Annotated in this window: 30 protein-coding genes; 18 read left to right on the plus strand and 12 right to left on the minus strand. The window is 65.0% G+C overall.

Features of this window, described 5'->3' with window-relative positions; all coding sequences use genetic code 11:
* The first annotated feature begins 45 nt into the window (after window positions 1–45).
* The 4 genes from AC13HB_RS03045 to AC13HB_RS03060 all read left to right on the plus strand — a co-directional run bounded on the left by AC13HB_RS03045 (window position 46) and on the right by AC13HB_RS03060 (window position 4,758).
* A complete protein-coding gene (locus AC13HB_RS03045) occupies window positions 46–840 on the plus strand; it encodes an enoyl-CoA hydratase-related protein (protein WP_482948246.1) in 795 nt (264 codons plus the stop codon).
* A 69-nt stretch (window positions 841–909) separates the two neighbouring features.
* Window positions 910–1,719 (plus strand): DUF817 domain-containing protein, encoded by an 810-nt coding sequence (locus AC13HB_RS03050; RefSeq protein ID WP_482948349.1) that lies wholly within the window; start codon window positions 910–912, stop codon window positions 1,717–1,719.
* Complete coding sequence (locus AC13HB_RS03055; protein ID WP_482948247.1) at window positions 1,716–3,722, plus strand: acetyl/propionyl/methylcrotonyl-CoA carboxylase subunit alpha; 2,007 nt, start codon at window positions 1,716–1,718, stop codon at window positions 3,720–3,722. Before AC13HB_RS03050 ends, AC13HB_RS03055 begins: the two co-directional genes overlap by 4 nt.
* Before the next feature lie 82 nt (window positions 3,723–3,804).
* Entirely contained in the window at window positions 3,805–4,758 is a 954-nt protein-coding gene (locus AC13HB_RS03060; protein WP_482948248.1) for a hypothetical protein, read from the plus strand.
* On the opposite strand, the gene AC13HB_RS03065 is transcribed toward AC13HB_RS03060, so the two are convergent.
* Window positions 4,759–5,151: a hypothetical protein gene (locus tag AC13HB_RS03065; protein WP_482948249.1), complete on the minus strand. Its 393-nt coding sequence runs from the start codon at window positions 5,149–5,151 to the stop codon at window positions 4,759–4,761. It lies immediately after the preceding gene.
* A 119-nt stretch (window positions 5,152–5,270) separates the two neighbouring features.
* Here AC13HB_RS03065 and AC13HB_RS03070 point away from each other — a divergent pair, with 119 nt between their 5' ends.
* The gene (locus AC13HB_RS03070) at window positions 5,271–5,708 is read left to right on the plus strand and encodes a DUF1489 family protein (protein WP_482948250.1); all 438 of its coding nucleotides are present in this window, start codon (window positions 5,271–5,273) and stop codon (window positions 5,706–5,708) included.
* A 3-nt stretch (window positions 5,709–5,711) separates the two neighbouring features.
* Here the strand turns inward: AC13HB_RS03070 and AC13HB_RS03075 are convergent, their stop codons facing one another.
* From AC13HB_RS03075 to panC, 3 genes are all read right to left on the minus strand, one after another.
* Complete coding sequence (locus tag AC13HB_RS03075) at window positions 5,712–6,143, minus strand: hypothetical protein (RefSeq protein WP_482948251.1); 432 nt, start codon at window positions 6,141–6,143, stop codon at window positions 5,712–5,714.
* A gap of 42 nt (window positions 6,144–6,185) precedes the next feature.
* The gene (locus tag AC13HB_RS03080; RefSeq protein ID WP_482948252.1) at window positions 6,186–6,947 is read right to left on the minus strand and encodes a glutaminyl-peptide cyclotransferase; all 762 of its coding nucleotides are present in this window, start codon (window positions 6,945–6,947) and stop codon (window positions 6,186–6,188) included.
* A 68-nt stretch (window positions 6,948–7,015) separates the two neighbouring features.
* A complete protein-coding gene (gene panC / locus AC13HB_RS03085) occupies window positions 7,016–7,882 on the minus strand; it encodes a pantoate--beta-alanine ligase (protein WP_482948253.1) in 867 nt (288 codons plus the stop codon).
* A gap of 85 nt (window positions 7,883–7,967) precedes the next feature.
* On the opposite strand from panC, the gene AC13HB_RS03090 reads away from it, so the two are divergent.
* From AC13HB_RS03090 to AC13HB_RS03105, 4 genes are read left to right on the plus strand one after another with little or no spacing between them, the layout of a single operon-like run.
* Window positions 7,968–8,612 (plus strand): SPOR domain-containing protein, encoded by a 645-nt coding sequence (locus AC13HB_RS03090; protein ID WP_482948254.1) that lies wholly within the window; start codon window positions 7,968–7,970, stop codon window positions 8,610–8,612.
* A gap of 60 nt (window positions 8,613–8,672) precedes the next feature.
* Window positions 8,673–9,563: a division plane positioning ATPase MipZ gene (locus AC13HB_RS03095; protein WP_482948255.1), complete on the plus strand. Its 891-nt coding sequence runs from the start codon at window positions 8,673–8,675 to the stop codon at window positions 9,561–9,563.
* Between the two features lies 1 nt (window position 9,564).
* A complete protein-coding gene (locus AC13HB_RS03100) occupies window positions 9,565–10,050 on the plus strand; it encodes a J domain-containing protein (RefSeq protein ID WP_482948256.1) in 486 nt (161 codons plus the stop codon).
* Between the two features lie 52 nt (window positions 10,051–10,102).
* Window positions 10,103–10,369: a hypothetical protein gene (locus AC13HB_RS03105; protein WP_482948257.1), complete on the plus strand. Its 267-nt coding sequence runs from the start codon at window positions 10,103–10,105 to the stop codon at window positions 10,367–10,369.
* A gap of 36 nt (window positions 10,370–10,405) precedes the next feature.
* Here AC13HB_RS03105 and dprA read toward each other — a convergent pair whose 3' ends face one another.
* Genes dprA through AC13HB_RS03125 form a run of 4 tightly spaced genes read right to left on the minus strand, consistent with a single transcriptional unit; the run spans window position 10,406 to window position 14,480 of the window.
* On the minus strand, window positions 10,406–11,590 hold the full coding sequence (gene dprA / locus AC13HB_RS03110) for a DNA-processing protein DprA (protein WP_482948258.1): 1,185 nt from the start codon (window positions 11,588–11,590) through the stop codon (window positions 10,406–10,408).
* On the minus strand, window positions 11,587–12,231 hold the full coding sequence (gene plsY / locus AC13HB_RS03115) for a glycerol-3-phosphate 1-O-acyltransferase PlsY (RefSeq protein ID WP_482948259.1): 645 nt from the start codon (window positions 12,229–12,231) through the stop codon (window positions 11,587–11,589). The genes dprA and plsY overlap by 4 nt, the downstream gene beginning before the upstream one ends.
* A gap of 6 nt (window positions 12,232–12,237) precedes the next feature.
* Complete coding sequence (locus AC13HB_RS03120; protein WP_482948260.1) at window positions 12,238–13,521, minus strand: dihydroorotase; 1,284 nt, start codon at window positions 13,519–13,521, stop codon at window positions 12,238–12,240.
* A complete protein-coding gene (locus AC13HB_RS03125) occupies window positions 13,518–14,480 on the minus strand; it encodes an aspartate carbamoyltransferase catalytic subunit (RefSeq protein WP_482948261.1) in 963 nt (320 codons plus the stop codon). Before AC13HB_RS03125 ends, AC13HB_RS03120 begins: the two co-directional genes overlap by 4 nt.
* A gap of 144 nt (window positions 14,481–14,624) precedes the next feature.
* Here AC13HB_RS03125 and AC13HB_RS03130 point away from each other — a divergent pair, with 144 nt between their 5' ends.
* Together AC13HB_RS03130 and AC13HB_RS03135 are read left to right on the plus strand one after the other, a co-directional pair.
* Window positions 14,625–15,596 (plus strand): MBL fold metallo-hydrolase, encoded by a 972-nt coding sequence (locus AC13HB_RS03130; RefSeq protein WP_482948262.1) that lies wholly within the window; start codon window positions 14,625–14,627, stop codon window positions 15,594–15,596.
* A 53-nt stretch (window positions 15,597–15,649) separates the two neighbouring features.
* Window positions 15,650–16,057, plus strand: a complete 408-nt coding sequence (locus AC13HB_RS03135) for a hypothetical protein (protein WP_482948263.1) — start codon at window positions 15,650–15,652, stop codon at window positions 16,055–16,057.
* A gap of 3 nt (window positions 16,058–16,060) precedes the next feature.
* Here AC13HB_RS03135 and AC13HB_RS03140 read toward each other — a convergent pair whose 3' ends face one another.
* Together AC13HB_RS03140 and ruvX are read right to left on the minus strand one after the other, a co-directional pair.
* Window positions 16,061–16,975 carry an AEC family transporter gene (locus AC13HB_RS03140; RefSeq protein ID WP_482948264.1) on the minus strand — a complete coding sequence of 305 codons (915 nt, stop codon included), beginning with the start codon at window positions 16,973–16,975 and terminating at the stop codon, window positions 16,061–16,063.
* Window positions 16,972–17,427 carry a Holliday junction resolvase RuvX gene (ruvX, locus tag AC13HB_RS03145; protein WP_482948265.1) on the minus strand — a complete coding sequence of 152 codons (456 nt, stop codon included), beginning with the start codon at window positions 17,425–17,427 and terminating at the stop codon, window positions 16,972–16,974. Before ruvX ends, AC13HB_RS03140 begins: the two co-directional genes overlap by 4 nt.
* Window positions 17,428–17,527: 100 nt before the next feature.
* On the opposite strand from ruvX, the gene gatC reads away from it, so the two are divergent.
* The 7 genes from gatC to AC13HB_RS03180 all read left to right on the plus strand — a co-directional run bounded on the left by gatC (window position 17,528) and on the right by AC13HB_RS03180 (window position 23,431).
* Window positions 17,528–17,815 carry an Asp-tRNA(Asn)/Glu-tRNA(Gln) amidotransferase subunit GatC gene (gene gatC, locus AC13HB_RS03150; RefSeq protein ID WP_482948266.1) on the plus strand — a complete coding sequence of 96 codons (288 nt, stop codon included), beginning with the start codon at window positions 17,528–17,530 and terminating at the stop codon, window positions 17,813–17,815.
* A 6-nt stretch (window positions 17,816–17,821) separates the two neighbouring features.
* Window positions 17,822–19,297, plus strand: coding sequence for an Asp-tRNA(Asn)/Glu-tRNA(Gln) amidotransferase subunit GatA (gene gatA, locus AC13HB_RS03155; RefSeq protein WP_482948267.1), 1,476 nt, complete (start codon window positions 17,822–17,824; stop codon window positions 19,295–19,297).
* On the plus strand, window positions 19,297–19,560 hold the full coding sequence (locus AC13HB_RS03160; RefSeq protein ID WP_482948268.1) for a hypothetical protein: 264 nt from the start codon (window positions 19,297–19,299) through the stop codon (window positions 19,558–19,560). Before gatA ends, AC13HB_RS03160 begins: the two co-directional genes overlap by 1 nt.
* On the plus strand, window positions 19,557–19,823 hold the full coding sequence (locus AC13HB_RS03165) for a hypothetical protein (protein ID WP_482948269.1): 267 nt from the start codon (window positions 19,557–19,559) through the stop codon (window positions 19,821–19,823). Before AC13HB_RS03160 ends, AC13HB_RS03165 begins: the two co-directional genes overlap by 4 nt.
* A gap of 3 nt (window positions 19,824–19,826) precedes the next feature.
* Window positions 19,827–21,320, plus strand: coding sequence for an Asp-tRNA(Asn)/Glu-tRNA(Gln) amidotransferase subunit GatB (gene gatB, locus AC13HB_RS03170; protein ID WP_482948270.1), 1,494 nt, complete (start codon window positions 19,827–19,829; stop codon window positions 21,318–21,320).
* Between the two features lie 171 nt (window positions 21,321–21,491).
* Window positions 21,492–21,875, plus strand: coding sequence for an endonuclease domain-containing protein (locus AC13HB_RS03175; RefSeq protein WP_482948271.1), 384 nt, complete (start codon window positions 21,492–21,494; stop codon window positions 21,873–21,875).
* Window positions 21,876–22,093: 218 nt separating this feature from the next.
* Window positions 22,094–23,431, plus strand: a complete 1,338-nt coding sequence (locus AC13HB_RS03180; RefSeq protein ID WP_482948272.1) for a mechanosensitive ion channel family protein — start codon at window positions 22,094–22,096, stop codon at window positions 23,429–23,431.
* Between the two features lie 21 nt (window positions 23,432–23,452).
* Here AC13HB_RS03180 and AC13HB_RS03185 read toward each other — a convergent pair whose 3' ends face one another.
* Window positions 23,453–24,388 carry a lipase family protein gene (locus tag AC13HB_RS03185; RefSeq protein ID WP_482948273.1) on the minus strand — a complete coding sequence of 312 codons (936 nt, stop codon included), beginning with the start codon at window positions 24,386–24,388 and terminating at the stop codon, window positions 23,453–23,455.
* A 298-nt stretch (window positions 24,389–24,686) separates the two neighbouring features.
* Window positions 24,687–25,640: an isopenicillin N synthase family dioxygenase gene (locus tag AC13HB_RS03190; RefSeq protein WP_482948274.1), complete on the minus strand. Its 954-nt coding sequence runs from the start codon at window positions 25,638–25,640 to the stop codon at window positions 24,687–24,689.
* Window positions 25,641–25,792: the final 152 nt, after the last annotated feature.

Below are 25,792 nucleotides of genomic sequence, written 5' to 3' on the forward strand. Positions count from 1 at the left end.
CCTCCGGCAGTAAGCCTAGGGTATTGACGCAAAACGGAGACAGACATGTCCGAAGCCCCCGTCCTTCTCGATGTGAGCCCGGCCGGCGTTGCCGTCATCACCCTCAACCGGCCCGACAAGCACAACGCCTTCAATGCCGAGGTCATCGCGACCCTGTCCGACATGTTCGAGACCCTGCGGGCGAACGAGGACGGCGTGCGGATCGTCTTCCTGCGCGGCGCCGGACCGAGCTTCTCCGCCGGTGCCGACCTGGAATGGATGCAGGCGGCGGCGCACTATACCGAGGCTGACAATGAAGAGGACGCCATGGCGCTCGCGACCATGCTCAAGCGCCTCTACGAACTGCCGCAGATGACCGTCGCCCTGGTTCATGGCGCGGCGATGGGCGGCGGGGCCGGCCTGCTGGCGGCCTGCGATGTCGGCGTGGTGATGAAGGATGCCAAGATCCGCTTCTCCGAAGTCCGTCTCGGCCTCACGCCGGCGACCATCTCGCCCTTCGTGGTCAAGGCGATCGGCCCGAAATGGGCGCGCGCGCTCTTCACCTCGGGCGAGGGCTTCGACGGAGACTTCGCCGAGAAGATCGGACTTGCCCAGTACACGGTCGCCGACATGGAAGAGATGACGGCGATGGAGGAGCATCTCGCCAAGCTGGCTTTCTCCGCGGCGCCGGGCGCTGTCGCCGATGCCAAGAAGCTGGTCGACGACGTCGCGGACGAGGAAATCGGCCATCCGCTGCTCGTCCACACTGCCAAGGCCATTGCGCGCCGCCGCTCGTCCGAAGAGGGCAAGGAGGGCCTCGCCGCTTTCCTCGAACGCCGCAAGCCGAGCTGGGCGGAGTAGGTCCGCTTGGCGTTCCCCGATCCCCGTGACTACCTCCACGCCCGCCGGGAAGCCCTGCGGGCGTGGATCGTGCGCGGGCCGGTAACGCTGGGCCTGTTCGAGTTTCTTGCTTTCGGCATCAAGCAGGCCTGGGCCTGCCTGTTCGGCGGGCTTATGCTGGCGCTGCTGCTGGGAACCTATCTGCTTTATCCGGCCGATGCAGCGCTCGCCCGATATGATTTCCTCACGCTCGCCGCGCTGGCCATCCAGGTCGTGCTGATCGCCACGAAGCTGGAAAGCTGGGAGGAGGCGCGGGTGATCGCGGCTTTCCACGTGGTCGGCACGCTGATGGAAATCTTCAAGACGGCGGCCGGCAGCTGGGTCTATCCGGAAGAAAGCTTTCTGCAGATCGCCGGTGTGCCGCTCTTTTCGGGCTTCATGTACGCCGCTGTCGGGTCCTATCTGGCGCGGGTCTGGCGAATCTTCGACTTCCGCTTCGAGCGCTTTCCGCCGCTGGTCTGGCAGTATGTGCTGGCTTTTGCGGTCTATGTGAATTTCTACCTGCATCATTACTGGTACGATCTGCGCTATGGCCTCTTCGCGGCGACGGTGCTGCTCTATGGCGGCTGTATCGTGCGCTTCAGGCCCGACCGAGAACACCGGCCCATGCCGCTGGTGATCGGCTTCCTGCTGGTCGCGCTTTTCATCTGGTTTGCCGAGAATATCGGGACTTTCGCCCGGGCCTGGACCTATCCGGGACAGGATGTCAGCTGGCATATGGTGTCGCTGGCCAAGCTGGGCTCCTGGTATCTCCTGATGATCATCAGTTTCGTCCTCGTCGCGGCTGTGCAATACCGGCGCAAACCGGCCGAAACGATGCAGTTCGAGGTATCGCAATGATCAAGACCCTCCTCATCGCCAATCGCGGCGAGATCGCCCGTCGCGTGATGAAGACCGCCCGCCGCATGGGCATTCGCTGTGTCGCCGTCTATTCGGAGGCCGACGCCAATGCGCCGCACGTCCGCGAGGCGGACGAGGCCGTGCTGCTCGGCCCGGCACCGGCGGCGGAGAGCTATCTGCTCGGCGACAAGATCATTGCGGCGGCCAAACAGACCGGCGCGGACGCCATCCATCCTGGCTACGGCTTTCTGTCGGAAAACGCCGCCTTTGCCGAAGCGTGTGCCGAGAACGGCATCATCTTCGTCGGCCCGTCGCCGGACGCGATCCGGGCCATGGGGCTTAAGGACCAGGCCAAGGCGCTGATGGAAGAGGCGGGCGTACCTATCACGCCGGGCTATCACGGCGACAATCAGGACCCCGAACTGCTCAAGGATGCGGCCGAGGCGATCGGCTTCCCGGTCCTCATCAAGGCGGTTGCCGGCGGCGGCGGCAAAGGCATGCGCAAGGTCGAGAAGGCCGGCGATTTCCTGGCCGCGCTGGACAGCTGCAAGCGCGAATCCTCCAAGAGTTTCGGCGACGACCGCGTGCTGATCGAGAAATTCATCACCAATCCGCGCCATATCGAGGTGCAGGTTTTCGGCGACAGCCGTGGCCGTGTGATCCATCTCTACGAGCGCGATTGCTCGCTGCAGCGCCGCCACCAGAAAGTGATCGAGGAAGCGCCTGCGCCGGGCATGACGCCGCAGGTCCGCACGGCCATGTGCTCGGCCGCGATCAATGCCGCGAAGGCGGTGAATTATGTCGGTGCCGGCACCGTGGAATTCATCGTGGACGGGTCCGGCCCGCTTCGTGAAGACGGATTTTATTTCATGGAGATGAATACGCGTCTTCAAGTCGAGCATCCGGTGACTGAAATGGTCACCGGCCTCGATCTCGTCGAGCTTCAGCTCAAGGTCGCCGCAGGCGGTTCCGTGCCCGAACAGGATACGATCGGCCTGCAGGGCCACGCCATGGAGGCCCGCCTCTACGCCGAGGATCCGGCCAGCGGATTCCTGCCCTCGACGGGACCGCTCGACCGGCTGGGACTGGCATCGCCGGGCGAAGGGCGCCGCGTCGATACCGGCGTCGAAGAGGGCGGCGAGGTTTCTCTCTTCTACGATCCGATGATCGCGAAGCTGATCGCCTGGGCCGATACGCGGGGCGGTGCCGCTCACAAGCTGGCGGACATGCTTGATGACGTGGTCGTCCACCCGGTCCGGACCAATGCCGGCTTCCTGCGCCGCGCGGCGCTCGATGCGGATTTCCTTGCCGGTGAAGTGACGACGGGCTTCATCGAGGCCCGGCTCGAAAGCCTGGTGCCGGCTGGCGTCGACACGGCCGATGCCGGTTTCGCCATGCTGAGCGCTCTCGGCCTGCGCCCGCTTCTGGGCGAATTGCCCGAGCCCTTCGACGTGGCCGATGGCTGGCGCCTCAATGCGGCTCCGCGCCTGGAGCAACGCTTCGAGGTCAATGGCGAACCGGTTGCCGTTTCGCTGACCGATAGCGAGACAGCGCTGATCGTCCGCAGCGGCAACGATACGGTGTCGCTTTCGGACATCGAGGTAACCGGCACGGATAGCGGGTATGCTTTTGCGGGCCGTCTGAACGGGAGATTTGTGCACGCCGTCTGCGAGAGGCTCGATGGTGGAGCTGTCCTCGTGGCCTGCCATGGCCGGACGACGGTCTTCGATCAGCCCCATCCCGACGCCCTGGCCGATGCAGCGGAAGCCGGAGGCGTCGTCAAGGCGCCAATGCCCGGCAAGGTGCTTGCCGTGAACGTGAAGCCGGGCGACAGCGTCGCGAAAGGCGACGCGCTCATCGTGCTTGAGGCGATGAAGATGGAACACGCGCTCGGCGCGCCGCGCGACGGCGTGATCGAGGCCGTCGATGCCGAAACCGGTGCCCAGGTCGGCGAGGGCGATGTTCTCGTTACGCTGGCCGAGGAAGACGTCGCAGCGGCGTAGGCCGTCACCGGGCCGCTCCCGCATCACGCGAAACCGGCACGCCTCTTGCTCCGTGACGGGTGAGGTGAGAGGAGCCGGTTCAATGCGCGACACATATATGGATCAGTTCGAAAGCCGCTGGACGGATGATGCACGGCGCAAGTTTCGTCGGGAACCCGTCGTAATTCGACATAACTATCACGAGCATCACGGGTTTTCTGATGTCGCGCTGGCGGGGCTGATCGAGCGCCATCCGCGCGAGCTGATCGATTTCTGCACCATGGGCGACGACGCCACGGACCATGAGAGCTGGCGGGCCGGCGATCCCGGGGCGCTGAGCGGGATGGAACTGATCGAGGCGGTCCGCAAGGGCAAGCTCTGGATCAATCTGCGTCATGCCATGGATATGGATCCGGAATACCGGCCCATTTTCGATAAGATGCTCGCTGACATGCGGCGGGCCGACAAGAGCTTCCGGCCGCTTCAGGCCGAGGCCGGCATCTTGATTTCCTCGCCGGCGGCGCAGGTCTTCCTGCATTCGGACGTGTCGGAGACCATGCTGTGGCATATGCGCGGGGTGAAGCGTTTCCGCACCTATCCCGCGCGTCTGCCTTATCTGAACACCGACGATGTCGAGGCCGTCCTGCACAAGGACAAGACCGAGGATATCGACTTCGATCCGGCCTGGGATGCGGCCGCCTTCACGGTTGATCTGCATCCGGGAATGGCCGCCAACTGGCCGCTGCACGGGCCGCACCGGATCGAGAACCAGTCGGGCGTGAACGTGTCGGTGCCCTTCGAGATTTCGACGCCGCAATCGCGCCGGCGCAATGCGGTGCTCTACGCCAATGGTGTCCTGCGGCGCAGTCTGGGCTGGAGGCCGCGCTCGACTTCGACGGAAGGGGCAGGGGCGCTGTTCAAGCTGGCCCTGAATGCGGGCATGAAGCTCAAGATCAGGCTGTTTGGCGAGGCCGCCCGGCAGATGCCCAAGAGCGAGCGGACATTCGACATCGATCCGCACGCGCCCGACGGGCTGGTGGACCGGATGGTCGCCTGATCAATCGGTCGACCTGTCCGCCCGCAAGCTGAACAGGAGCGGGGTCAGCAGGAGCTCGAGACTGACCACGAAGTATCCGGCCGTCGCATCGTAATAGGGGTTTGCGGTGAGCGGGATGAAGGCCGCCAGGTGGATGAGGATCACGCCGATCATCGCGAAGCCGGCATAGCGCCGGCGCAGGAGTGCGGCGCCGAGCGTCAGCCAGAGCGCGACGGCCCAGAACAGCACCGCAATCCGCGTCAGTGTCGACGTATACTCCCACGCATTGGCCATCTGGATACCCAGAACCATTTCGATGCGGCCGCCCGACATGAAATAGACGATGATGCCCGCCCAAGCGCTCGCATAGAGCGTCAGGAGGGCGAGGACGGATATAAGGGCCTTGGTCTTCAAGAGCGTCTCCGGCTCACTGCGATTGATGCTCGTGTACGCGCTACACGCCCGCCCGGATCACTGCCGGGCGCCGGCGTTCGCTCTTTGACGGGGCGTTTGAGTCGGCCTAATCCCGGAGTATGACGATCCATATCGTGAAACTCTGCGTGGGCGTGTCTTCGATCGAGCAGCTTGAAGCCTCGTTCGCCAGGGAGGCAGCCGCGCGAACTTCGGCAGGCGAACCGCCATTGGTCATGCATGTCACACGCATGTTTCCCTCGCGCAAGGATGAAGTCGAGGACGGGGGATCGCTCTACTGGGTGATCAACGGTTCCATCCAGTGCCGCTCGGAGATCGTCGCGCTCGAGAAGGTCGAGGGACGGGACGGTATCAAGCGCTGCGCCATCATCATGTCGCCGGACCTGATCCGCACCGCACCGACGCCGCGACGTCCCTTCCAGGGGTGGCGCTATCTCAAGCCCGAGGATGCGCCGCGCGATATCGACGGTGCGGGCGCTGGCGGCGAGGACCTGCCGGCAGAGCTGCGGGCGAAACTGATGGAATTGGGCGCCTGGTAGGGCTCAGCGGAGCTCGCGATCCATCATTGCCAGCCACAGGAGGATCGCCAGGATGCTCTGGGCCGCGAACAGCGCGAAGCCGATCCGTCCGTTGAAATACGGGTCGATGGCGAGGCAGTACCAGATCGCCATTTGCAGGCCGATCGCCAGCAGACAGACCACCAGTGCTACGGACCGGCGGCGCCGGATCAGCAGGAAAGTGATGCCGCCCAGGATCGTTTCCGCATAGAGCGCCCCGATGACGAAGACCGGCGCATGGCGTACGGCCTCGCGCATGTCGACGTCCGCGATCGTGAAGGTGAAGCCGGAAAGGAAGAAGACGGCAGTCAGAATGCTCCAGCCCAGCAAGTAGAGCGTCGTGGTACCGGACAACCATGTCGCGGCCCGGTAAACCCCGGCCCCGGAAGCCGGCTTCGGTGATTGAAGACTCGTCATGGCAAATTGATTGCCCTGTGTCGCCTTGCCTCGTCCAGTCTCCTAGTCAGGCAGGCGAATCTCGATCAGTTCGGGCCAGAGTTTTCCGGTTACGTAGACTTGGCCGGTCCCGGCATTCCATGCGATGCCGTTGGCAACGGAGTCGCGACTTCCCCGTACGCTCTCGGGCACCAGTGCCGTCAGGTCGACCAGACCCGTCACGGCACCCGTCTCCGGATCGATGCGGACTATGGAGCGGGTCTGCCAGATATTGGCCCAGATTTCCCCGTTCACCCATTCCAGTTCGTTGAGCCGGCGGACGGGGCGTCCGTTGAGCGTTACTTCGAGCGTGCCGGCGAGCGCCATCGTCTGCGGGTCGAGCCGGCGCAGCACATGGCTGCCGTCCGACAGGATGAGATGGTTTCCGTCCGTCGTCAGGCCCCAGCCTTCGCCGGGATAGGTGAATGTGTCGACCCGCTCGAGCGTTTCGGCATCGTAGATGAAGCCCTGTTCGGATCGCCAGGTCAGGACGAAAATCTCGTCGCCGAAGCGGACCGCGCCCTCGCCGAAAAAAGGAGGCTCGATGACCGCTTGGCGGATGGTTTCGCCGGTTTCCAGATCGACTTCGCGCAGTCCCGAGCTGCCGACGCGACCGGTGCTCTCCCAGAGACGTCCCTCAGCGATGAAGAGGCCCTGGGTAAAGGCCGACGTATCATGCGGATAGGTCGCGACGACTTCGGGACGGACGATGGCGGGTGACTGGGCCGCTGCCCACGCGGGCAGGACGAGGCCGATGAAGAGGGCGGTCAGCAGGCGAAACGGCATGGACGCGGTCCTGGCGATTGGGTGACAGGCTCAGCTTAGCCCGAAACACGGCATGAAGAAGGCCCGATTCAACCGCCGGCTTTCGCGGCCATATTGTCGATCAGGCGCGTCGAGCCCAGGCGGACGGCGCCGAGCACGCGCGCTGCCCGGTCGAGCGGACCGTCGGTCAGCGCGGCGAGCGTCTCCGCATCGCGCACCTCGATATAGTCGACGCCGTCGAAAGCCGCGTGCGCCGACGCGCGGGCGTTCTCCAGCGCCTTCGCGACGGGCGCGCCGCCTTCCAGCGCCGTGACCAAGGCCTTGAGAATTCGGTTGAGTTCGGCGGCACGCTGGCGCTGGCCGGCATCGAGATAGGCATTGCGCGACGACATGGCGAGCCCGTCCGCCTCGCGGACCGTCTCGCCACCGACGATATCGATCGCAAAGTCCAGATCGCGGACCAGCTGCCGGATCACCAGGAGTTGCTGGTAGTCCTTCTCGCCGAAGAAGGCCATGTCCGGCCGGACCTGGTTGAAGAGCTTGGCGACGACCGTCGCCACCCCGTCGAAAAAGTGCGGGCGGGCCGCCGATTCCAGCTCGAGCGCCGGCCCGCCGAGCTTGACCGTGGTGGCGAAACCGTCCGGATACATCACGGCATCGGTCGGCAGATAGATCAGGTCGCACTTAGCCTCGGCCAGCTTCTCCACATCATCCATCAGCGTGCGTGGATAGGCATCGAGATCCTCGCCCGGCGCGAACTGCTTGGGATTGACGAAAATGCTCGCCACGACCTTGTCGCAGTGCGCGCGGGCCAGACGCACCAGCGAGATATGGCCGGCGTGCAGGGCGCCCATGGTCGGAACGAAGCCGACGGTCTGGCGATCCTCGCGCCAGGTCCGGATACGGGTGCGCAGGGCGGAGGCGGTCGTCGCGTGGGGAATCTGTGTGTTGAGCATGGGTGTTCCGGACTGAAGAAGTCGTTCGGGATAATCATAAGCGAAGAGGGAGGCAAGCGACGCGACTCGTACTAAAGACAGTGTCATGAAACATCTGATCGTTTTCCTCACGCCCGTCCTGCTCGCAGGGTGTGCGACCCTGACCGGCGGGGCTTCCGACACGTCCGCGCCCCAGGCCTCGGCGGAGGTTGCACCGACCCGGGCGGCCCAGCTGGCCGATGCGACGGCGCGCGAGCTCTCCCATCTGGCCCGTTTCGACCCCGACCGTCTCGAAACCGTCTATCCCGAACTGCGCACGCTCGCCGCTGCGCTGGTGGGTGCGGAGGCCGAGATGCACGGTGAAGCCGCATCTGCCGGACCCGTCCCGGCGACTCCGAGAGACCAGACGGCGAGCGCCGGTACCCTCGCACCGCCGCCGGCGGATATGCTCGAGGCCACGAGCCTGCAGCACGCTATCCACCTCGCCTCCTATCGGGGCGAGGACACCGCCCGGCGCGGATGGGCGGAGCTGCAGGGGGAGTATCCCTCGCTCGCGGGCCTGGAAGCGCGCCTGGAAGGCGTCGATATCCCGGGGCAGGGGCACTATCTGCGGCTCAAGGCCGGTCCTTTCGACACGCCGGATGCGGCGCTGTCCGCCTGTGGCGAGATCCGCGCCCGTGGCGCCTTCTGCCAGCCCGTTGACTTTACCGGGCGGCGCATGGCGGATATGGCCACGGACACCGGTGAATGACATGCCGCCCTGCGGGCGGGCGTTTCGCCGGTTCCGGCTGATGTCTAGCTTGGGTGCGTTATGACGAATCACACCGGTTTTCGTTTGCCGACACGAGCAGCCGCCGGGCGCGAGCGCGCCGGTGCTGCGCAGGCGCATGTGATCGTCGTCGGAAATGAGAAGGGCGGTGCCGGCAAGTCCACGGTCGCCATGCACCTCGCAGTGGCGCTGCTGCGGATGAACAAGCGCGTGGCGGCGATCGATCTCGATCTGCGCCAGCGCACCTTCGGGCGCTATCTGTCCAATCGCCGCGAATACTGCGAACGCCACGGCATCACCCTGCCGCAGCCGGAGGAAGTCCGGCTCGAGCCGAGCGTCCTGCGGGATCTCGATCTGGTCGAGCAGGAAGAGACCGAGCGCTTCAATGCTGCGCTGGACGATCTCAAGACGCGATCCGATTTCATCATCATCGACGCGCCGGGTGCCGATACGCTGTATTCCCGTCTCGCCCATGCCAGCGCCGACAGCATCATTACTCCGGTAAACGACAGTTTCGTCGATTTCGACCTGCTGGCCGAGATCGATCCGGAGACCTACCAGGTCGGCCGGCCGAGCGTTTACAGCGAAATGGTCTGGGATTGCCGCAAGCGGAAAGCCGCCCTGCAGCGCCGCTCGATCGACTGGATCGTCATGCGCAACCGGATATCCATGCTCGATGCGCGCAACAAGCGGCGCGTAGGCGAGGGGCTGAAAATGCTCTCGCAACGCATCGGCTTCCGGCTTGCGCCGGGCTTTGCCGAACGGGTCATATACCGCGAACTTTTCCCGCTGGGCGTGACCCTGCTCGACCTGACCGAGGACGGGTCGACCGTGACCTTCACGATGAGCCATGTGGCTGCGCGCCAGGAATTGCGCGAGCTGATCTCGCTGCTCAAACTGCCCGGCCTCGAGGGCGAGAGCATCCCGTTCTGAGATGACGGCGCTCACTCTCGGCCTTCTGGCGTTGATCGCCTTTCTCGCTGCGGGGATGTGGTTTTCCAGACAGAAGACCGAGAATGCCGCGCGCATGGTTCGCGTCCTGCTCGGCGGCGGCGCTGTGCTGGCCGGCGTGATTCTCAGCCTGCGCGGTGCCATGGCGCTGGGCATTCCGATCGGTCTGTTCGGGCTGGGCACGCTCGGCCAGCTCACGCGAAACCGGGCGCGTGGCGAGCGGACCGGCACCGGGCAGGCGGGGCAGCGTCCGCCGTCCGGAGATGGCGGGATGAGCCTGTCTGAAGCGCGGGAAATTCTTGGCGTCGGCGAGGATGCGGACGAGACGGCGGTCATGCAGGCCCACCGCACGCTGATGAAGAAGGTCCATCCCGACACCGGAACGGGCTCTGCCGCCCTCGCGCGGCAAGTCCAGGCGGCCCGCGATCGCCTGCTCGAACACATCCGGTCGCGGTCCGGCTCCAATTAAAAGTTGTTATATGCCCGTCAAGGTTGTATTTGCGTTTCCATGGGAGGCGCGAATGAACTGGTTGAGACGACGCAGCAAGATGGACGCACCGGGAACGGACCTGTCCGGTCGGCCCGTGCCGGACCCGGATTCAGGGCGTCCTGCAGCGCATGTCATTGCCGACAGGCTGCGCGAAATGAGTGAAACAGCTTTCCGGGCCGGCCTGGAAACGGCTTCCGGCATGATCGAGCTTTCGGCCCTGGTTACCGAAATGGAGGGTGACCGCCCGGAGCAGCAGGTCAAGCGGCAGCCTGTGCCCGGGAAGAAGACCGGGGACTGACCCCTTTCGACGCTGTTTGGACGGGGTACTCGACCCTCAGGGGGCACCGCGCTGAATCAGGCCGCCGGGGAGGCGGTCGATATCTCCGGATATTTCCATTTCCGTCAGCAGAGCGTGAACCTGACCGACCGGCATGCCCGCCTGACGGGCAAGTTCATCTGCTGATACCGGAACGCTGGACAGGAGGTCCAGCAGCTTGCCGGACGGTGAGGCGGGCCGGTCGATCCGGCCCTCCGTTTCGGCCGGCGCGGGATCTGCCGGAATGTCGTCCCGAGCGAACAAATCGGCGTCGGGCGTGTCCAGTTCGGTGGCGTGATGCTCGAACATGGCGCCGGGCGCTGACGGGGTAATCGCTGCGGTATTCGCCAGTACGTCGAGCACATCCTCGACGCTTTCGATGAGATGAGCGCCGTCCCTCAGGAGCTGGTTGGAACCCTTGGCGCGCGGGTCGATGGGCGAGCCGGGCACGGCCATGACCTCACGTCCCTGTTCGGCGGCGTAGCGTGCCGTGATCAGAGACCCGGAACGCATCGCCGCCTCGACCACAAGAGTGCCCCGCGAGAGGCCGGAAATCAGCCGGTTCCGGCGAGGAAAGTCGCGGGCTGTGGGTATGGTGCCGAGCGGGCGCTCGGAAAGGATGACCCCGTCTTCTGCTATAGCCCGCTGGAGGTCCGCATGCTCGGGCGGATAGATGTGATCGATCCCGCCGGCGACGACGGCGACCGTGCCGATATCCAGCGCCCCCTGATGTGCCGACCCGTCGATGCCCCGCGCCAGTCCGGACACGATGGTGACGCCGTCCCGTGACAGCCCGTTGGCGAGTTCGCGTGCGAAACGCAGTCCGGCGACCGAGGCGTTTCGGGCGCCGACCATGGCGCACATGGGCCGTTCGAGAAGCTCCATTCGTCCGCGCAGTATGATGACGGGTGGAGGTGCGGGGGTGGCGGCGAGCGGCGCAGGGTAGTCCGGATCGGCGAGCGTCAGCAGACGGGCGCCGGCGCGCTCGACCTGCTCCAGCTCGGCTTCGATCTCGGAAACGGCGGGAATGTCTGGCAGGGCGCGACCAGCGGCGCGGCAGCGTCCGGGCAGGGCATCCAGGGCGTCTGCGGCGGAGCTGTAGCGGTGGATCAGGCGGGCAATCGTGACCGGGCCGATGCCGGGCGTGCGGGCAAGCCGCAGCCAGGCGATGCGTTCGGCATGGCTGGACCCGCCTTGCGTCACGTATCCCCGCTATCGCCGGAGCTGGCGTCGTCCGTAGCGCCGTCCGCGGTCTTCTTGCCGCCAATACGCGGTTCTTCATCCTTGATCAGGCGCACGATATTGGCGCGATGCAGCCAGTAGACGAGGATCGTCAGGGTGCCGGCCATAATGGCCACATCCGTGCGGCCCATCGCATAGGCGGCGACCGGAGCGGCGACCGCCGCCACCAGCGCGGAAAGGGAAGAGATGCGAAAGATGGCAGCGGTAAGCAGCCAGGTCCCGATCACGACCAGGCCCACCGGCCAGTAGACGGCGAGCATGGTGCCGACATAGGTGGCTACGCCCTTGCCGCCCTTGAATTTGAGCCAGACCGGGAAGCAGTGCCCGATAAGGGCTGCGGCGCCGGCAACCAGTCCTGCTGTCGTGCCGAGCAGGAGGCCGAACACCGCCGCGGCGATGCCCGCCTTGCCGGCATCGAGGAGGAGAGTGGCCGCAGCCAGATCCTTGCGGCCGGTGCGCAGGACATTGGTTGCGCCGATATTGCCAGAGCCGACCTCACGGATATCGCCCAGCCCGGCAAGCCGGGTCAGCACCAGACCGAAGGGAATGGAGCCGATCAGATAGCCGCCGATCGCGGCGAGAGCGAGGTAGACCGGTGTCATGAGCAATTACGCCTTTAGGTTGTGTATCGTGACTCCGCCGACGATGGTTTGCAAGACCCGTCCCTGGAACCGGCGTCCGGCCCAGGCCGAATTGCCGCGTGCGGAGTGGAAGTCGTCCGGATCGCAGACCCAGGGCCTGTCCCCGTCGATCAGGATGAGATCGCCCGGTGCGCCTTCCGCGATGCGGCCCTGCGGCAGGCCGAGCAGGTCGGCGGGACCGCAGGTCAGCACGCGCAGCGCATCGATCAGCTCGAGCTGGCCGTCATGGACGAGGCCCAGCATGGCGGCGAGCAGGGTTTCCACGCTCATCGTGCCGGGGATGGCGAGAGCGAAAGGTTCGCCCTTGTCGTCGAACGGGGTCGGACGGTGATCGGAGACCACGGCATCGATCTCGCCGCGCGCCACCGCGTCGACCAGGGCGCGCCGGTCGCTCTCGGCGCGCAAAGGCGGATCCATGCGGAAGGCACTGTCCAGCCCGCCGGCATCGACCTCATTGAGGGTCAGGTGCGCGACGGCGATGGTGGCGCAGATATCGAGATCGCGGCTGCGCGCATGGCGCAGGGCGGTCAGGCCGGCTTCGGTGGAGAGCCGGTCGATCATCAGCTTGCCGCCCGACAGTTCGGCCAGCGAGGCATCGCGTTCGATGGCGATCCGCTCGGAAATGGCCGGTTCCGACGGCAGGCCCATGCGCGCCGACCAGTCGCTCTCTAGGGCGACCGCACCTTCGCTGAGATCGGGATCCGCCGGCCGGACGGAGAGCCAGGTATCGAACTGGCTGGTATAGGCCAGCAGGCGGCGCATCATGCAGGTATCGGCGACCGGACGGTCGCCATTGCCGATATAGACGGCGCCGCCGCGTACCATCAGGCCGATTTCGGCCATCTGCTTGCCGCTGAGGCCGACCGTGGCCGCCGCTGCGGAATGCAGCCGTACCGGCAGGTGGGACAGCCCGCGCGTCATGCCGGCGAAACCGTCAGCCTTGTCCAGCGGTGCGCGATCGTTCGGCGCCAGGATCAGCGTGCCGATACCGCCGGCGGCAGCCGAGGCGGCCAGGGTCTCCAGCGTTTCGCCGTCCGGGGTGAGGGCCGGTTCCTTCGATGCGCGCAGATCGATCAGCGCCGGCGCGAGAATGCGGCCCTGGGCGTCGATGACCTCGTCCGCGGCGGCGGTATCGATTTCCGTGCCGACCTGCGCGATGACGCCGTTCTCGATCAGCACACCGCCAGGGCCGTCATGGCCGGAAGCCGGATCGACGAGGCGGGCATTGATAATGGCGATGGAGGCCGTCATGACGCCGCTCCCTTGCGGATATTGCCCGCAATCAGTTCGAGAATGGCCATGCGCACCGCAACGCCGCTCTCGACCTGGTCGAGGATGACGCTCATCTCCGGATCGTCGGCCAGGCGCGTATGGATCTCCACGCCGCGATTCATCGGGCCCGGATGCATGACCAGCACGTCCGGCGAGCAGACCTCCAGGCGCTGATGGGTCAGGCCGAAGAGGTGGAAGAATTCGCGGCCCGAGGGCACGAAACCGCCAGACATGCGCTCTTTCTGCTGGCGCAGCGCCATGACAGCGTCGCAGCCGGCCAGGGCGTCGTCGAGGTCGTGGAAGACGTCGCAGCCCCATTGGTCCACATCGCTGGGCAGAAGGGTCGGCGGGGCGCAGAGGCGGATCTCCGCGCCGAGAATGTTGAGAAGCCCGATATTCGAACGGGCCACGCGCGAGTGCAGGATATCGCCGACGATCAGGATGCGCCGGCCGCCGACCGAGCCCCAACGCTGGCTGAGCGTGAAACTGTCGAGCAGGGCCTGGGTCGGATGCTCGTGCATGCCGTCGCCGGCATTGACGACGGAGAGCCCGGTCCGCTCGGCCAGATAGGCCGGGGCACCGGTTGCCGAGTGGCGCACCACCATGATGTCCGGGCGCATTGCCGCGAGCGTGCGGGCCGTATCCGACAGGCTCTCGCCCTTCTTCGCCGAGGAATGCTCGATGGCGAAATTGACAACGTCGGCGCCGAGGCGCTTGGCGGCCATTTCGAAACTGCCCTGGGTGCGGGTCGAGGCTTCGAAGAAGAGGTTGAGCACCGTCATCCCGGACAGCGCGTCGGCATGGTCCCCGGGCGCCCGGTTGGCCTCCAGCCAGTGGGCGGCCCGCTCGAAAATAATCTGGATATCAACGGGGTTGAGGTCGGCCACCGAAATCAGGTGGCGGTGGGGGAAGTCGTAGGAAAATTCCGCGCGGCTCAATCCCGTCTCCCGGTCGCAATGCGCTGAACAAGGTTTGCGGCGGTATAGGGGTGCACCGGGGGCGAGGCAAGGGGGGACGCGATCCGCAGCGTGCAGCCGCGGGTTTCGCTTGACCTTTTCCCCGCTACTCAGTCAGCTGGCGTCATGAAACGCCTCGCTGCGATCGCTTCCGCCCTGTCTCTCGCCTCGATGCTGGTCCCCGCCGCGGCTGCCCAGCCCGACCGGGAGCCCGTCTGCCAGGTAGAGCTCATCGTTCTGGGTGTCGCCCAGGACGGCGGTGCGCCGCAGCTGGGCAACAGGTCCGACCCGGCCTGGGAGGACCCGTCCCTGCGTCGTCTGGCGACCTCGATCGCGGTGGTCGACCGCGAGGCGGGCGAGCGCTATCTCTTCGACGCCACGCCGGACCTGCGCGAACAGCTCCATCGTCTCGACGAGTTCTTTCCGGTTTCGGGGCGTCCGGGGCTGGACGGCATTTTCCTGACCCACGGCCATATCGGGCATTATACCGGGCTGATGTATCTCGGATTCGAAAGCATGGGCGCACGGGATGTCCCCGTCTACGTCATGCCGTCCATGTCGGCCTTCCTGTTCTCGAACGGGCCGTGGGACCAGCTGGTACGCTACGAGAATATCGATCTCGAGGATATCAGGGCCGATACGCCCGTCGATGCCGGTGCGCTGCGCGTCACCGCCCTGGAAGTGCCGCACCGTCAGGAATACACGGAGGTCGTGGGCTATCTCATCGAGGGGCCGGACCGGGCCGCGCTCTTCCTGCCGGATATCGACAGTTGGGAAGAGTGGGATGCGTGGGAAGACGGAACGGCGCGCCGGATCGAGGATATCATCGAGCGTGTCGATGTGGCCTATCTGGATGCGACCTTCTTCGCCAACGGGGAAATCCCCGGACGTGACATGTCCGGCTTTCCGCATCCCTTCCTGACCCATTCGATGGAGCGCTTCGCCGACCTGCCTGCCACCGAAAAGGCCAAGGTGCGTTTCATCCACTTCAATCATACCAACCCGGTGCGCTTTCCCGACGCGCCGGAGCGCGAACAGGTCGCTGCGGCGGGGTTCGGCCTCGCCGACGAGGGCGAGCGTTTTTGCCTCGGCGATTGAAAGCTTTATCTTCCGGCACAGATTGAGGTTCGCGGTCCTGGAGGGCTGTTTCCATGAAGCATCAGCACCGGCATCTCCTTGCCATCCTGCTGTTCGCGCCGGATGCGCTCTACGCGACGGCGTGGCTCGTCATGGATGTGAGCGCGCGCCTCGGCATCTGGCCGCGCGACTGGGCATGGGTGGACATATACGGCTTCGTCGCGAGCTATCCGATTTCGGCGGAAGTGATCTTCTTCGCCGTCGTACCGTTCAAGCTGACAGCCCTGATCCTGATGATGGCGCGGCGCAAGCTGGCTGTGCCGGTCCTCGCCATTTCGGCCATCCTGCATTTCACCGACTGGATGAGCCTGCTCGGCAATCCCTACTACCAGGCCTCGGTCGACGGCATTCTGCAGATTCTCGTCGAGGTGACCGCCCTGACGCTGCTGATCAGACTGCGCATGGCGGGCTGGCTACGCTGAGCCTCAACCCAGCAGGGCGAGCCAGAAGGGAATGGTGATGAAGCAGAACAGCGCCGAGGCGGTGATATCGCCGGCCGAATAGGGCGCGTCCCCGCCCATCTGCTGGGCCAGCACATAGGCCGAGGCCGCACCCGGGGACGCACCGGTCAGCAGGAGCACGGTCAGCGGTACGCCTTCCAGACCCATGAGGAGGCCGGCGCCGTAGAAGACCAGCGGCGCGATCATCAGCTTCATGAAGACCGAAAGGCCCAGCAGGCGGGGCCGTGCCTTCATGGCGGTGAAATTGAGCCCGGCGCCGACGGCGAGCAGGATCAGCGGCAGCGCGGCCCGGCCCAGCATGGCGATCGTGTCCTCGGCCATACGCGGGATCGGAATGTCGGCGATATTGACCAGCCCCCCGAGCGCCGAGCCGAGGATCAGCGGATTGGTCGCGATGCGCAGCAGCACGCCGCTCAGCTTGGGCTTGTTGCCGTCGCCCCAGACCGTCAGCGCCGCCACGCACTCCATATTCACCAGCGGGATGGAAACGGCCATGAGAATGGCCACCAGGACTTCGCCTTCATCGCCGAATAGCGCGATGGCCAGGGCGAGCACGAGCAGGCCGTTCCAGCGGCAGGTCGCCTGGAAGAGGCTGGTATAGGTGGGGTTGGGGACTTTCAGGAGCGGTTTGATCGCGAGGGTCAGCACCGCCATGGTCAGGAAGCCCAGCACACCCGCCACGAGAAAGCTCCCCAGCCGCACTTCGGACAGGTCCGCATAGGCGATCGAGTTGAAGAGCAGGGCGGGGGAGAGACCGAGATAGGCGAGCCGCGAGATCGGCCCCCAGCTGTCCTCGGGCAGAAGACGCGACCGGCGTAACAGCCAGCCGACGAAAATGACGCCGAAGACGGGGACGAGGGCGGTGACGATCGGGCTCAAGTCTTGATCTGCTCCAGTCGGTCCAGAACGCTCTGCAGGATATTGGACGCGGCTTCCGCGTCGATCATGTCCTTGCGGCGGTCACGGCGGATACCCGCCTCGATCAGCTTGCCCTCGGCCTCGAAGGTCGACAAGCGCTCGTCCTGATAGAGGACGGGTATATCGCGTATACGCAAAAGATTGCGCCCCATGGCACGGGCCGACTGGGCGCGCGGGCCTTCCGAGCCGTCCATATTCACCGGCAGGCCGATCACGATCGCGACTGCCTTGCGCTCGTCGAGCAGGGCGAAGATGCGTTCGGCGTCCTGCGAGAACTTGGTTCGCTTGATGGTTTCGACCGCTGTCGTCAGCCCGCGCGAGGCACCGCAGGCCGCCACGCCAATGGTCTTCGTGCCCGGATCGAGGGCGATCAACGGGCCGTCAGGCAGGTCTTCGAAGGTCACGACGGGCATGCCGCCGCTTTGCGACGTGCACGATCAGCCGTCAAGCTTTCTTGCACCTGCGAAATCGGATTGGTACTCAAGCGGCTTCGATTATCCGGAGTGATTTCCCATGTCCGTGACCGCTGACGACGTGCGCCGCATCGCCCGTCTCGCCCGCATTGCCGAACCCAAGGATCGCATCGACACGCTGGTCGGTGAGCTGAACGGGATCCTGAACTGGATCGAACAGCTCAACGAAGTGGATGTCGAGGGCGTCGAAGCGATGACCACGCCGGTGAAATTCCCGCTGCCGCAGCGCGAGGACGTCGTCACCGACGGCGACTGCCGCGACAAGGTTCTGGCCAATGCGCCGAAATTCGACGAGGGCTTCTTCGTCGTTCCGAAATCCGTGGAGTAGCGGGTCATGAGCGAACTTCTCAAACTCTCCCTCGACGAGATCACCACCAAGCTGAAGGCGAAAGAGGTCTCGGCGGTCGAACTGGCGGCCGATGCGATCTCCGCCTGCGAGACGGCCCAGCCCAGGCTGAACGCCTTCACCGCTTTCGACGCCGACAAGACGCTGGCCATGGCGCGTCAGTCGGACGAGCGCATCGCCAAGGGCGAAGCGGGTCTGATCGAGGGCGCGCCGATCGCCATCAAGGATCTGTTCGCGGTCGAGGGCATCGAAACGGCGGCCTCCTCGAACATCCTCAAGGGCTTCAAGCCGACCTACGAGTCGACGGTCACGACGAAGCTTTGGGAAAACGGTGGCGTCTTCCTGTGCAAGACCTCGATGGACGAATTCGCCATGGGCTCGTCGAACGAGACGGCGAATACCGGCCCGGTGAACAATCCCTGGAAAGGCCCGAACGGCGAAATGCTGACCCCGGGCGGCTCCTCCGGCGGTTCCGCGGCGGCTGTCGCGGCCGATCTCTGCTTCGGCGCGACGGGGACCGATACGGGCGGCTCCATCCGCCAGCCGGCGAGCTTTACCGGTACGGTCGGCGTCAAGGCGACCTATGGCCGGACATCGCGCTGGGGCACGGTGGCTTTCGCCTCCTCGCTCGACCATCCCGGCCCCTTCGCCAAGACGGTGAAGGACTCGGCGATCATGCTGCAGGCCATGTCGGGCCATGATCCCAAGGATTCGACCTCGCTGCCGAATGACGTTCCGGACTTCGTCGCTGCCTGCGGGCAGTCGGTGAAGGGCCTGAAGATCGGCGTGCCGAAGGAATACCGCGTTGACGGCATGCCCGCCGAGATCGACGAGGCCTGGCAGAAGGGGATCGACTGGCTCAAGGCCGCCGGCTGCGAGATCGTGGATATCACCCTGCCGCACACGAAATACGCCCTGCCGGCCTATTACATCGTCGCCCCTGCGGAAGCCTCGTCCAACCTCGCCCGCTATGACGGCATGCGCTACGGCAATCGCGTCGACGGCGTCGACCTGAACGACACCTACGAGCAGACGCGCGGGGCCGGCTTCGGCCACGAGGTCCAGCGCCGCATCATGATCGGCACCTATGTGCTCTCGGCCGGGTATTACGACGCCTATTATCTGCGCGCCCAGAAGGTGCGCACGCGCATCCTCCAGGACTTCGATGAAGCCTTCAAAACCGTCGACGCCATCCTGACGCCGTCCGCCCCGTCCGCCGCTTTCGCGCTGGGCTCCAAGTCGGACGATCCGATCGCGATGTATCTCAACGACGTCTTCACCGTGACGGCGAACCTCGCCGGCGTGCCGGCCATGTCGGTTCCCGCAGGCACGGACAAGGACGGCCTGCCGCTGGGGCTGCAGGTCATCACCCGCGCCCTGGACGAGGAAACCATGTTCAAGGTCGGCGCCGCGCTGGAAGACAGCGCCGGCTTCACCGCCAAGCCGGAGAACTGGTGGTCCTGATGAGCGACGCGCCCGAACAGCCGACCCCGTCCGGCGGCGGAAACGACTGGCTGAACCGGATCATCGGTCTGGTGATCGCCCTGTCGTGCCTGGCCTTCGGTCTGACCCTTCTGGTCGGCGGCGTGGACAGCGTCGTCAGCGTGATGGGCGAGGGCGGTTTCCCCTCGCTCTGGGTCGTGCTGACCGTCCTGCTCGGTGCTGGTCTGACGGCGATCGGCGGCATGTTCGCCTGGAAGTCGGTCATGTCGGGACGGGTGAAATGAACAAGGTTCCGCATCCTGCCGTGAAGCTGGCGCGGCCGGCCTTTCTGGTCGGCGCGCTGCTGCTGCTGGCGGGCGCGGTCGTGTTCCGCGGGGTCGTCCCGCTGGAACCGAAGGCGATCTGGACGATCGGGCTGATGGTGCCCGGCGTCGGTTTTGTGTTTTTCGGCCTGACCGTGACCATGGCGGGCCGGGTTCTGGCCGCCGCGATGGCGACGCCGGAAGACGAGCGTCCCGAATGGGACGACGATGACGAGGATGATTGAGAGATGACCGATCACACCTATCGGCTGCCGGGTGCCACCGGCGATTGGGAAGTTGTCATGGGCCTGGAGATCCACGCCCAGGTGGTCTCCAATGCCAAGCTCTTCTCCGGTGCGGCGACGGCCTTCGGTGCAGCGCCCAATACGCAGGTCTCGCTGGTCGATGCGGCCATGCCGGGCATGCTGCCGGTGATCAACAGCCGTGTCGTCGAACAGGCGGTCAAGACCGGCCTCGGGCTTAACGCGCAGATCAATCTCTGGTCCCGCTTCGACCGCAAGAACTACTTCTATCCGGACCTCCCGCAGGGCTACCAGATTTCCCAGTTCCAGTTCCCGATCGTGGGCGAAGGCGAGATCGAGTGCGAACGCGACGACGGCTCGCGTTTCATCGTGGGCATCGAGCGCCTGCACCTGGAACAGGATGCCGGCAAGTCGATCCACGATCTCGATCCGAGCTCGACCTATGTCGATCTCAACCGCTCCGGCGTGGCGCTGATGGAGATCGTCTCGCGTCCGCACATCCGCTCGCCCGAAGAGGCTTCGGCCTATGTGTCCAAGCTGCGCACCATCCTGCGTTATCTCGGCACCTGCGGCGGCGACATGGAGAAGGGCCAGCTGCGCGCCGACGTGAACGTCTCGGTCTGCAAGCCGGGCGCCTACGAGAAATTCCGCGAGACCGGCGATTTCGGACATCTCGGCACGCGCTGCGAGATCAAGAACGTCAACTCGCTGCGCTTCATCCGCCAGGCCATAGAATACGAGGCCAAGCGCCAGATCGACATCATCGAGGAGGGCGGCAAGGTCGACCAGGAAACGCGTCTCTTCGACGCCAATACCGGCGTGACCCGCTCCATGCGCTCCAAGGAAGAGGCGCACGACTACCGCTATTTCCCCGATCCCGACCTTCTGCCGCTCGAACTGCAGCAGGACTGGGTCGACCAGATCCGCGTCAGCCTGCCGGAACTGCCGGACGCCAAGCGCGAGCGCTTCGTGACCGAGCTGGGCCTGTCCGAATACGACGCCTCGGTTCTTGCCGCGGACAAGGAACGCGCTGCCTATTTCGAGGCTGTGGCCGAGGGCCACGATGCCAAGCTGGCCTCGAACTGGGTCAATAACGAGCTCTATGGCCGCCTCAACAAGGAAGGCATGACCATCACCGAATGCCCGGTCTCGGCCGAGCAGCTCGGCGGTCTCGTCGCCCTGATCGAGGACAAGACGATTTCCGGCAAGATCGCCAAGGACGTCTTCGAAATCCTCTGGGATGAGGGCGGAGACCCGGCCAGGATCGTAGAGGAGCGGGGCCTCAAACAGGTCACCGATACCGGCGCCATCGAAGCCGTCATCGACCAGCTCATCGCCGACAATCCCGACCAGGCCGCCTCGGTGAAGGAAAAGCCGAAAGCCATGGGCTGGTTCGTCGGCCAGGTCATGAAAGCCATGCAAGGCAAGGCCAACCCGCAAGCCGTGAACGAGATACTTCGCAAAAAGCTGTTGGGGTAGTCCCCAGCACCGGGATTTCCCCCTCATCCGCCCTTCGGGCACCTTCTCCCGGGGGAGAAGGGGTGTGAGCGCGGTCACGGACGAGTGCGGGTCCAGTACTTAAGGTGAGCCTCGCTCAAACCTCCCTCTCCCATGGGAGAGGGATCGAGGGAGAGGGGGGAGACACCGGCTTTGGCGAGCCAGGCCACACACAAGAATCTCCACCTCGCTCGTGCGATGCGAAAGCGGCAAACGCCGGCCGAGGCGCGCCTCTGGTCCCGATTGCGCAATGGCGGGATGATGGGGGTGAAGTTCAGGCGCCAGGTTCCGATCGGCCCCTATATCGCCGATTTCGCCTCGCGCACCGCGCGATTGGTGATTGAGGCGGACGGTGGTCAGCACGGTGAGCAGGAAGAGGCCGACCGCGAGCGTACGGAGTTTCTCGAAAGGCGTGGATACACGGTTCTTCGCTTCTGGAATCACATGATCCTGAATGAAACCGAGGCGGTGATGGATGTTATCGCGGACGCCGTGCACTGGGCGGTACATCCGGAAAATCCGCTCAATCATGGATAATCTTTGAGATCGGGATTTCCCCCTCATCCGCCCTTCGGGCACCTTCTCCCGGGGGAGAAGGGGGGTAGCTGCAGACGTTTGGGCATCCCTCTCCCCCGGGAGACGGATCGAGTGATAGGGGGAAATCGCCAGCTTCGGCAAGTGAGGCGAAGTCCCTATGGCCCACCACAACCCCTTCGTGCTAACTCTCTGATCTCACCGCATTAGCCGGAGCGATCATGACGCCGCAGGATGACAGCGCACTCGACGAATTGCTGCCTATCGAGGTGGCCGAGGCGCGGGTGCGCGAAGCTTTCGACTGGCTTATCCAGACCCTTCTCAATATCGATGTAGCGCTCCAGCTCGGCCTGATCCTGGCGGCCTTCGTTCCGGCACTGATTTTCGGGCCGCGTCTTCGCAAGATCGTCGACCAGCACCTGGCACCACGGCTGCCTGCCGGTGTGGCGCGCCGTCTGCTGGGAGCGGCGGTCTCGTTGGCGACGCCGCTGGCCCTGCTGGCGGTGATGGCGCTGGTGAGGGTGGGGCTGGGCTCGTTCGAGCGGCCCTATCATCTCGTCGATGCGGCGATGAGCCTGCTGACCGCCTGGATCGTGATCCGGGCCGTGACGCTGATCATCCGCTCGCGCTTCTGGTCCAAGGTGGCGTTCTACACGGCCTGGCCGATCGCGGCGCTGGACGTATTCGGTCTGCTCGACGATGTCGTCATGCAGCTGCAGGCGCTGGCCATTCCGCTGGGCGAGACCGAGGCCGGGCAGCCGGTCGATCTCTCCCTGTTCGATATCCTGCGCACGCTGATCTATTTCGGCGCGCTCTTCTGGCTCGCCTCGCTGGGCGGGCGGGCAATCAACGCCCAGCTGGAACGGGCGGACGAACTCTCGCCGGCGCTGCGGGCGCTGATCTCCAAGATACTCGGCGTGGTCCTGCCGGTGGTAGCGCTGCTGATCGCGCTGCAGCTGACCGGATTCAATCTCGCCACGCTGGCCATCTTCTCCGGTGCCGTGGGTATCGGTGTCGGCCTCGGCCTGCAGAAGACCGTCTCGAATTTCGCCGCGGGTTTCACTCTGCTGGCGGACAAGTCGATCAAGCCAGGCGACGCGCTCGAGGTGGACGGCACCTTCGGCTGGGTGACGGGTATGCAGTCGCGTTACGTCTCCATGCGCACGCGCGACGGGACCGAGCACCTGATCCCGAACGAGAATTTCATCGCCAATGGCGTGATCAACTGGTCGAAATCAGACCGGGTCGTGCGCATGCACGCGCCCTTCGGCGTGTCCTACGACACGGTGGACCTTGAGCGCGTGCAGACGATCGCCATCGAAGCAGCGAAGACGGTGGATCGCGTCGTCGATGCGCGCGAGCCGGTCTGCAATCTCATGGAGTACGGCGACAGTTCGGTGAATTTCGACCTGCGTTTCTGGATCGCCGATCCGCAGAACGGCCTGTCCAATGTCCGCAGCGACGTTTTCATCGCGATCTGGAAGGCCTTCCACGAGAACGGGATCGAGTTCCCGTTCCCGCAGGTCGACCTGCATGTGAAAAACATGCCGAAAGCCTGACCGGGCGCCGCTCGGGCCGGTTCAGTCGCCGGAGCTGTCGCATCCGTCGCAAACGCAGGTCAGATAGCGTCCGGCTGCGGAATGGGCCTCGGCGATGGTTTCGAATTCGAGATGCTCGAGCGCGTATTTCAGTGCCGACCAGGCATCGTCCGCGCCCTGTTCGCCGTATTCGACGACGCACTTGTCCGCCAGATAGCGCAGGATCCCGATCGGCTTGTAGAGATTGTCGCTCTCCGGATCGCCGGTTTCCGGCCACACGTCGCGGGTCAGGCGCAGCGTCTGCGCCTTGCCGGACATCCGCTCCGCATTGGCGGCGAGCAGCAGGGCCGGCCACCAGGGCAGATAGGGAATGATGTCGTAGCGGTTCTGGTAGCGCACGGTGAAAGGTCGCAGGCCGAGCGCGTCGTATCTGGCCTGAAACGTCGCGTCGCAGGTCATCGGCGCAGCAAAGCAGCAGACCTCGACCAGCCGCTCCGGGGCCGCGGATTTGAGACGCGAGGCGGCGAGGAAAGTCATCGCTGCGCCCTTTGAGTGGCCGGTGACGAGAATTCCCTTCTTCCCGCTCATATCGATCCCGCCGAGGATGCGCTCGATCTGCGGCCAGACCGAGTCCAGCGCATTGGCAAAGCCGGTCTCGACACGTCCGAAAGGCTTGCCCTCGACCATCCAGTCCGTGGGGCCGAGTTCGAAATCCTGAAGCCAGTCGAGAATCCAGGCTGCGAGGTCGCCCTTGAAGGGCGGGAGCGTGCCGCGAAGCGCGAGGACGACCCAGTCGTCCGAGGTCTCGGCGACGAAACCGGCATTGATCGATTCAAGCCCGTTCACGAAGACGGAATAGGCAGTCGGGGCCGCAAGGCCGAGGGCCACCAGGTCGGGATTGTTCTGGTCGAGCTTGCCGTCCTTGATGGCATAGCAGGCGATGGCCGCGTGCAGCAGCCGGCATTCGAGTGTGGTCATGTTGGATCTCCCCTTGGCGCCATCCTGCGCCGGGAGACGCGAATGTGCGTGTGAGGGCGATCACGCGACCGGGACGCCGAGCGCTGTCGTGGCAGTCCGGAATGCCTTGCGGGACTTAAAAATGAATCGCGCTTGGCATTAAAGGTATTGTAACGCAACTACAGGATATTGGCCGCGCTGTAAGATCGGGCGGGGGCACAGCCGACCTGATCGTCAGCGCCTTAAAGTCGCCCTGGGGGCGGGCTCTCACCCGAGCGCGCCCCTCTTTTTGGGAGAACACCGGCGACCGCCCCGCAGGCTAGAGCAGGCCGATCTCGCGCAGGCGCTGATTGAGGTAATCATTGGCGCGGATAGGCTCGGGATATTTGTCGGGATTGTCCGGGCCGGCGCAGCCCGGCAGGGTCTCGATCATGTAGTCCGGCCGGTAGTGCAGGAAGAAGGGCATGGAGTAGCGCGAATGGCCGGTCCGGGCGCCGGCGGGATTGATGACGCGGTGCTGCGTCGAGGGCAGGACGTCATTGGTCGAGCGCGCCAGCATGTCGCCCATATTCACCACCAGACATCCCGGCGGCGGGTTCATGTCGACCCACTCGCCATCGCGTGTCTTTACCTGCAAGCCCGGTTCCTCGGCGCCCAGCAGCAGTGTGATGGTGTTGATGTCGCCATGTGCCTCCGCGCGGATCGAACCGCCCGGATCTCCGGTCACCGGCGGGTAATGCAGCAGGCGCATCACCGAATTGCCGTCCTTCACCGTGTCGTCGAAGAAGGTCTCCTCGAGCCCGAGATCGAGCGCGATCGCGCGCAGGATCTCAGCGCCCATGGCATCGAAGGCGTTGTAGAGGCCGTGTACGACGCTGTGCCAGTCCTCGACTTCGGCGGGGACTACATTCGGCGCCATGTCGGCTTCGTACTTGTGGCCCGCAGGCAGATCGCGACCGACATGCCAGAATTCCTTCAGGTCGACATGGGATGCACCCTTGGCGATCTCCTTTCCGAAAGGCGTATAGCCGCGTGCACCGCCGCCGCCCTCGATGAAGTATTTCATCTTCACCGCTTCCGGCAGGGCGAAGAACGCGGCCGCCTTTTCATAGGCCTTCGCAATCAGGGCATCGTCGAGGCCGTGATCGGAAATGGCGGCAAAGCCGTATTCGCGGAAGCTCTTGCCGAGCTCGCGGGCGAAGCCGTCCTTGTCCGTTTCGAGAAGCGTCATCGAGACGGGAGGAAAGCGGGTGAGGGCGTCTTGGTCGGACATGGGATACCTGTGTTCTGGTCTTGCAGGTGGGATAGTGATTTGCGGCTGTCCTGCCAAGCGTCGTGACGTCGCACGCACGGCGCGGGCCGCAGTGCTCGCCCGACACGTGCACATGGTTGCAAGCCGGGGCTGAAACCGTGAAACTCGCACCG

Source organism: Maricaulis sp. B-26, from assembly GCF_056857855.1.

Coding starts and splice junctions, on each gene's coding strand:
- AC13HB_RS03045 (WP_482948246.1), top strand. CDS start 46: ATGTCCGAAGCCCCCGTCCTTCTCGATGTGAGCCCGGCCGGCGTTGCC.
- AC13HB_RS03055 (WP_482948247.1), top strand. CDS start 1,716: ATGATCAAGACCCTCCTCATCGCCAATCGCGGCGAGATCGCCCGTCGC.
- AC13HB_RS03060 (WP_482948248.1), top strand. CDS start 3,805: ATGCGCGACACATATATGGATCAGTTCGAAAGCCGCTGGACGGATGAT.
- AC13HB_RS03070 (WP_482948250.1), top strand. CDS start 5,271: ATGACGATCCATATCGTGAAACTCTGCGTGGGCGTGTCTTCGATCGAG.
- AC13HB_RS03075 (WP_482948251.1), bottom strand. CDS start 6,143: ATGACGAGTCTTCAATCACCGAAGCCGGCTTCCGGGGCCGGGGTTTAC.
- AC13HB_RS03080 (WP_482948252.1), bottom strand. CDS start 6,947: ATGCCGTTTCGCCTGCTGACCGCCCTCTTCATCGGCCTCGTCCTGCCC.
- panC (WP_482948253.1), bottom strand. CDS start 7,882: ATGCTCAACACACAGATTCCCCACGCGACGACCGCCTCCGCCCTGCGC.
- AC13HB_RS03090 (WP_482948254.1), top strand. CDS start 7,968: ATGAAACATCTGATCGTTTTCCTCACGCCCGTCCTGCTCGCAGGGTGT.
- AC13HB_RS03095 (WP_482948255.1), top strand. CDS start 8,673: ATGACGAATCACACCGGTTTTCGTTTGCCGACACGAGCAGCCGCCGGG.
- AC13HB_RS03100 (WP_482948256.1), top strand. CDS start 9,565: ATGACGGCGCTCACTCTCGGCCTTCTGGCGTTGATCGCCTTTCTCGCT.
- AC13HB_RS03105 (WP_482948257.1), top strand. CDS start 10,103: ATGAACTGGTTGAGACGACGCAGCAAGATGGACGCACCGGGAACGGAC.
- plsY (WP_482948259.1), bottom strand. CDS start 12,231: ATGACACCGGTCTACCTCGCTCTCGCCGCGATCGGCGGCTATCTGATC.
- AC13HB_RS03120 (WP_482948260.1), bottom strand. CDS start 13,521: ATGACGGCCTCCATCGCCATTATCAATGCCCGCCTCGTCGATCCGGCT.
- AC13HB_RS03130 (WP_482948262.1), top strand. CDS start 14,625: ATGAAACGCCTCGCTGCGATCGCTTCCGCCCTGTCTCTCGCCTCGATG.
- AC13HB_RS03135 (WP_482948263.1), top strand. CDS start 15,650: ATGAAGCATCAGCACCGGCATCTCCTTGCCATCCTGCTGTTCGCGCCG.
- ruvX (WP_482948265.1), bottom strand. CDS start 17,427: ATGCCCGTCGTGACCTTCGAAGACCTGCCTGACGGCCCGTTGATCGCC.
- gatC (WP_482948266.1), top strand. CDS start 17,528: ATGTCCGTGACCGCTGACGACGTGCGCCGCATCGCCCGTCTCGCCCGC.
- gatA (WP_482948267.1), top strand. CDS start 17,822: ATGAGCGAACTTCTCAAACTCTCCCTCGACGAGATCACCACCAAGCTG.
- AC13HB_RS03160 (WP_482948268.1), top strand. CDS start 19,297: ATGAGCGACGCGCCCGAACAGCCGACCCCGTCCGGCGGCGGAAACGAC.
- AC13HB_RS03165 (WP_482948269.1), top strand. CDS start 19,557: ATGAACAAGGTTCCGCATCCTGCCGTGAAGCTGGCGCGGCCGGCCTTT.
- gatB (WP_482948270.1), top strand. CDS start 19,827: ATGACCGATCACACCTATCGGCTGCCGGGTGCCACCGGCGATTGGGAA.
- AC13HB_RS03180 (WP_482948272.1), top strand. CDS start 22,094: ATGACGCCGCAGGATGACAGCGCACTCGACGAATTGCTGCCTATCGAG.
- AC13HB_RS03185 (WP_482948273.1), bottom strand. CDS start 24,388: ATGACCACACTCGAATGCCGGCTGCTGCACGCGGCCATCGCCTGCTAT.
- AC13HB_RS03190 (WP_482948274.1), bottom strand. CDS start 25,640: ATGTCCGACCAAGACGCCCTCACCCGCTTTCCTCCCGTCTCGATGACG.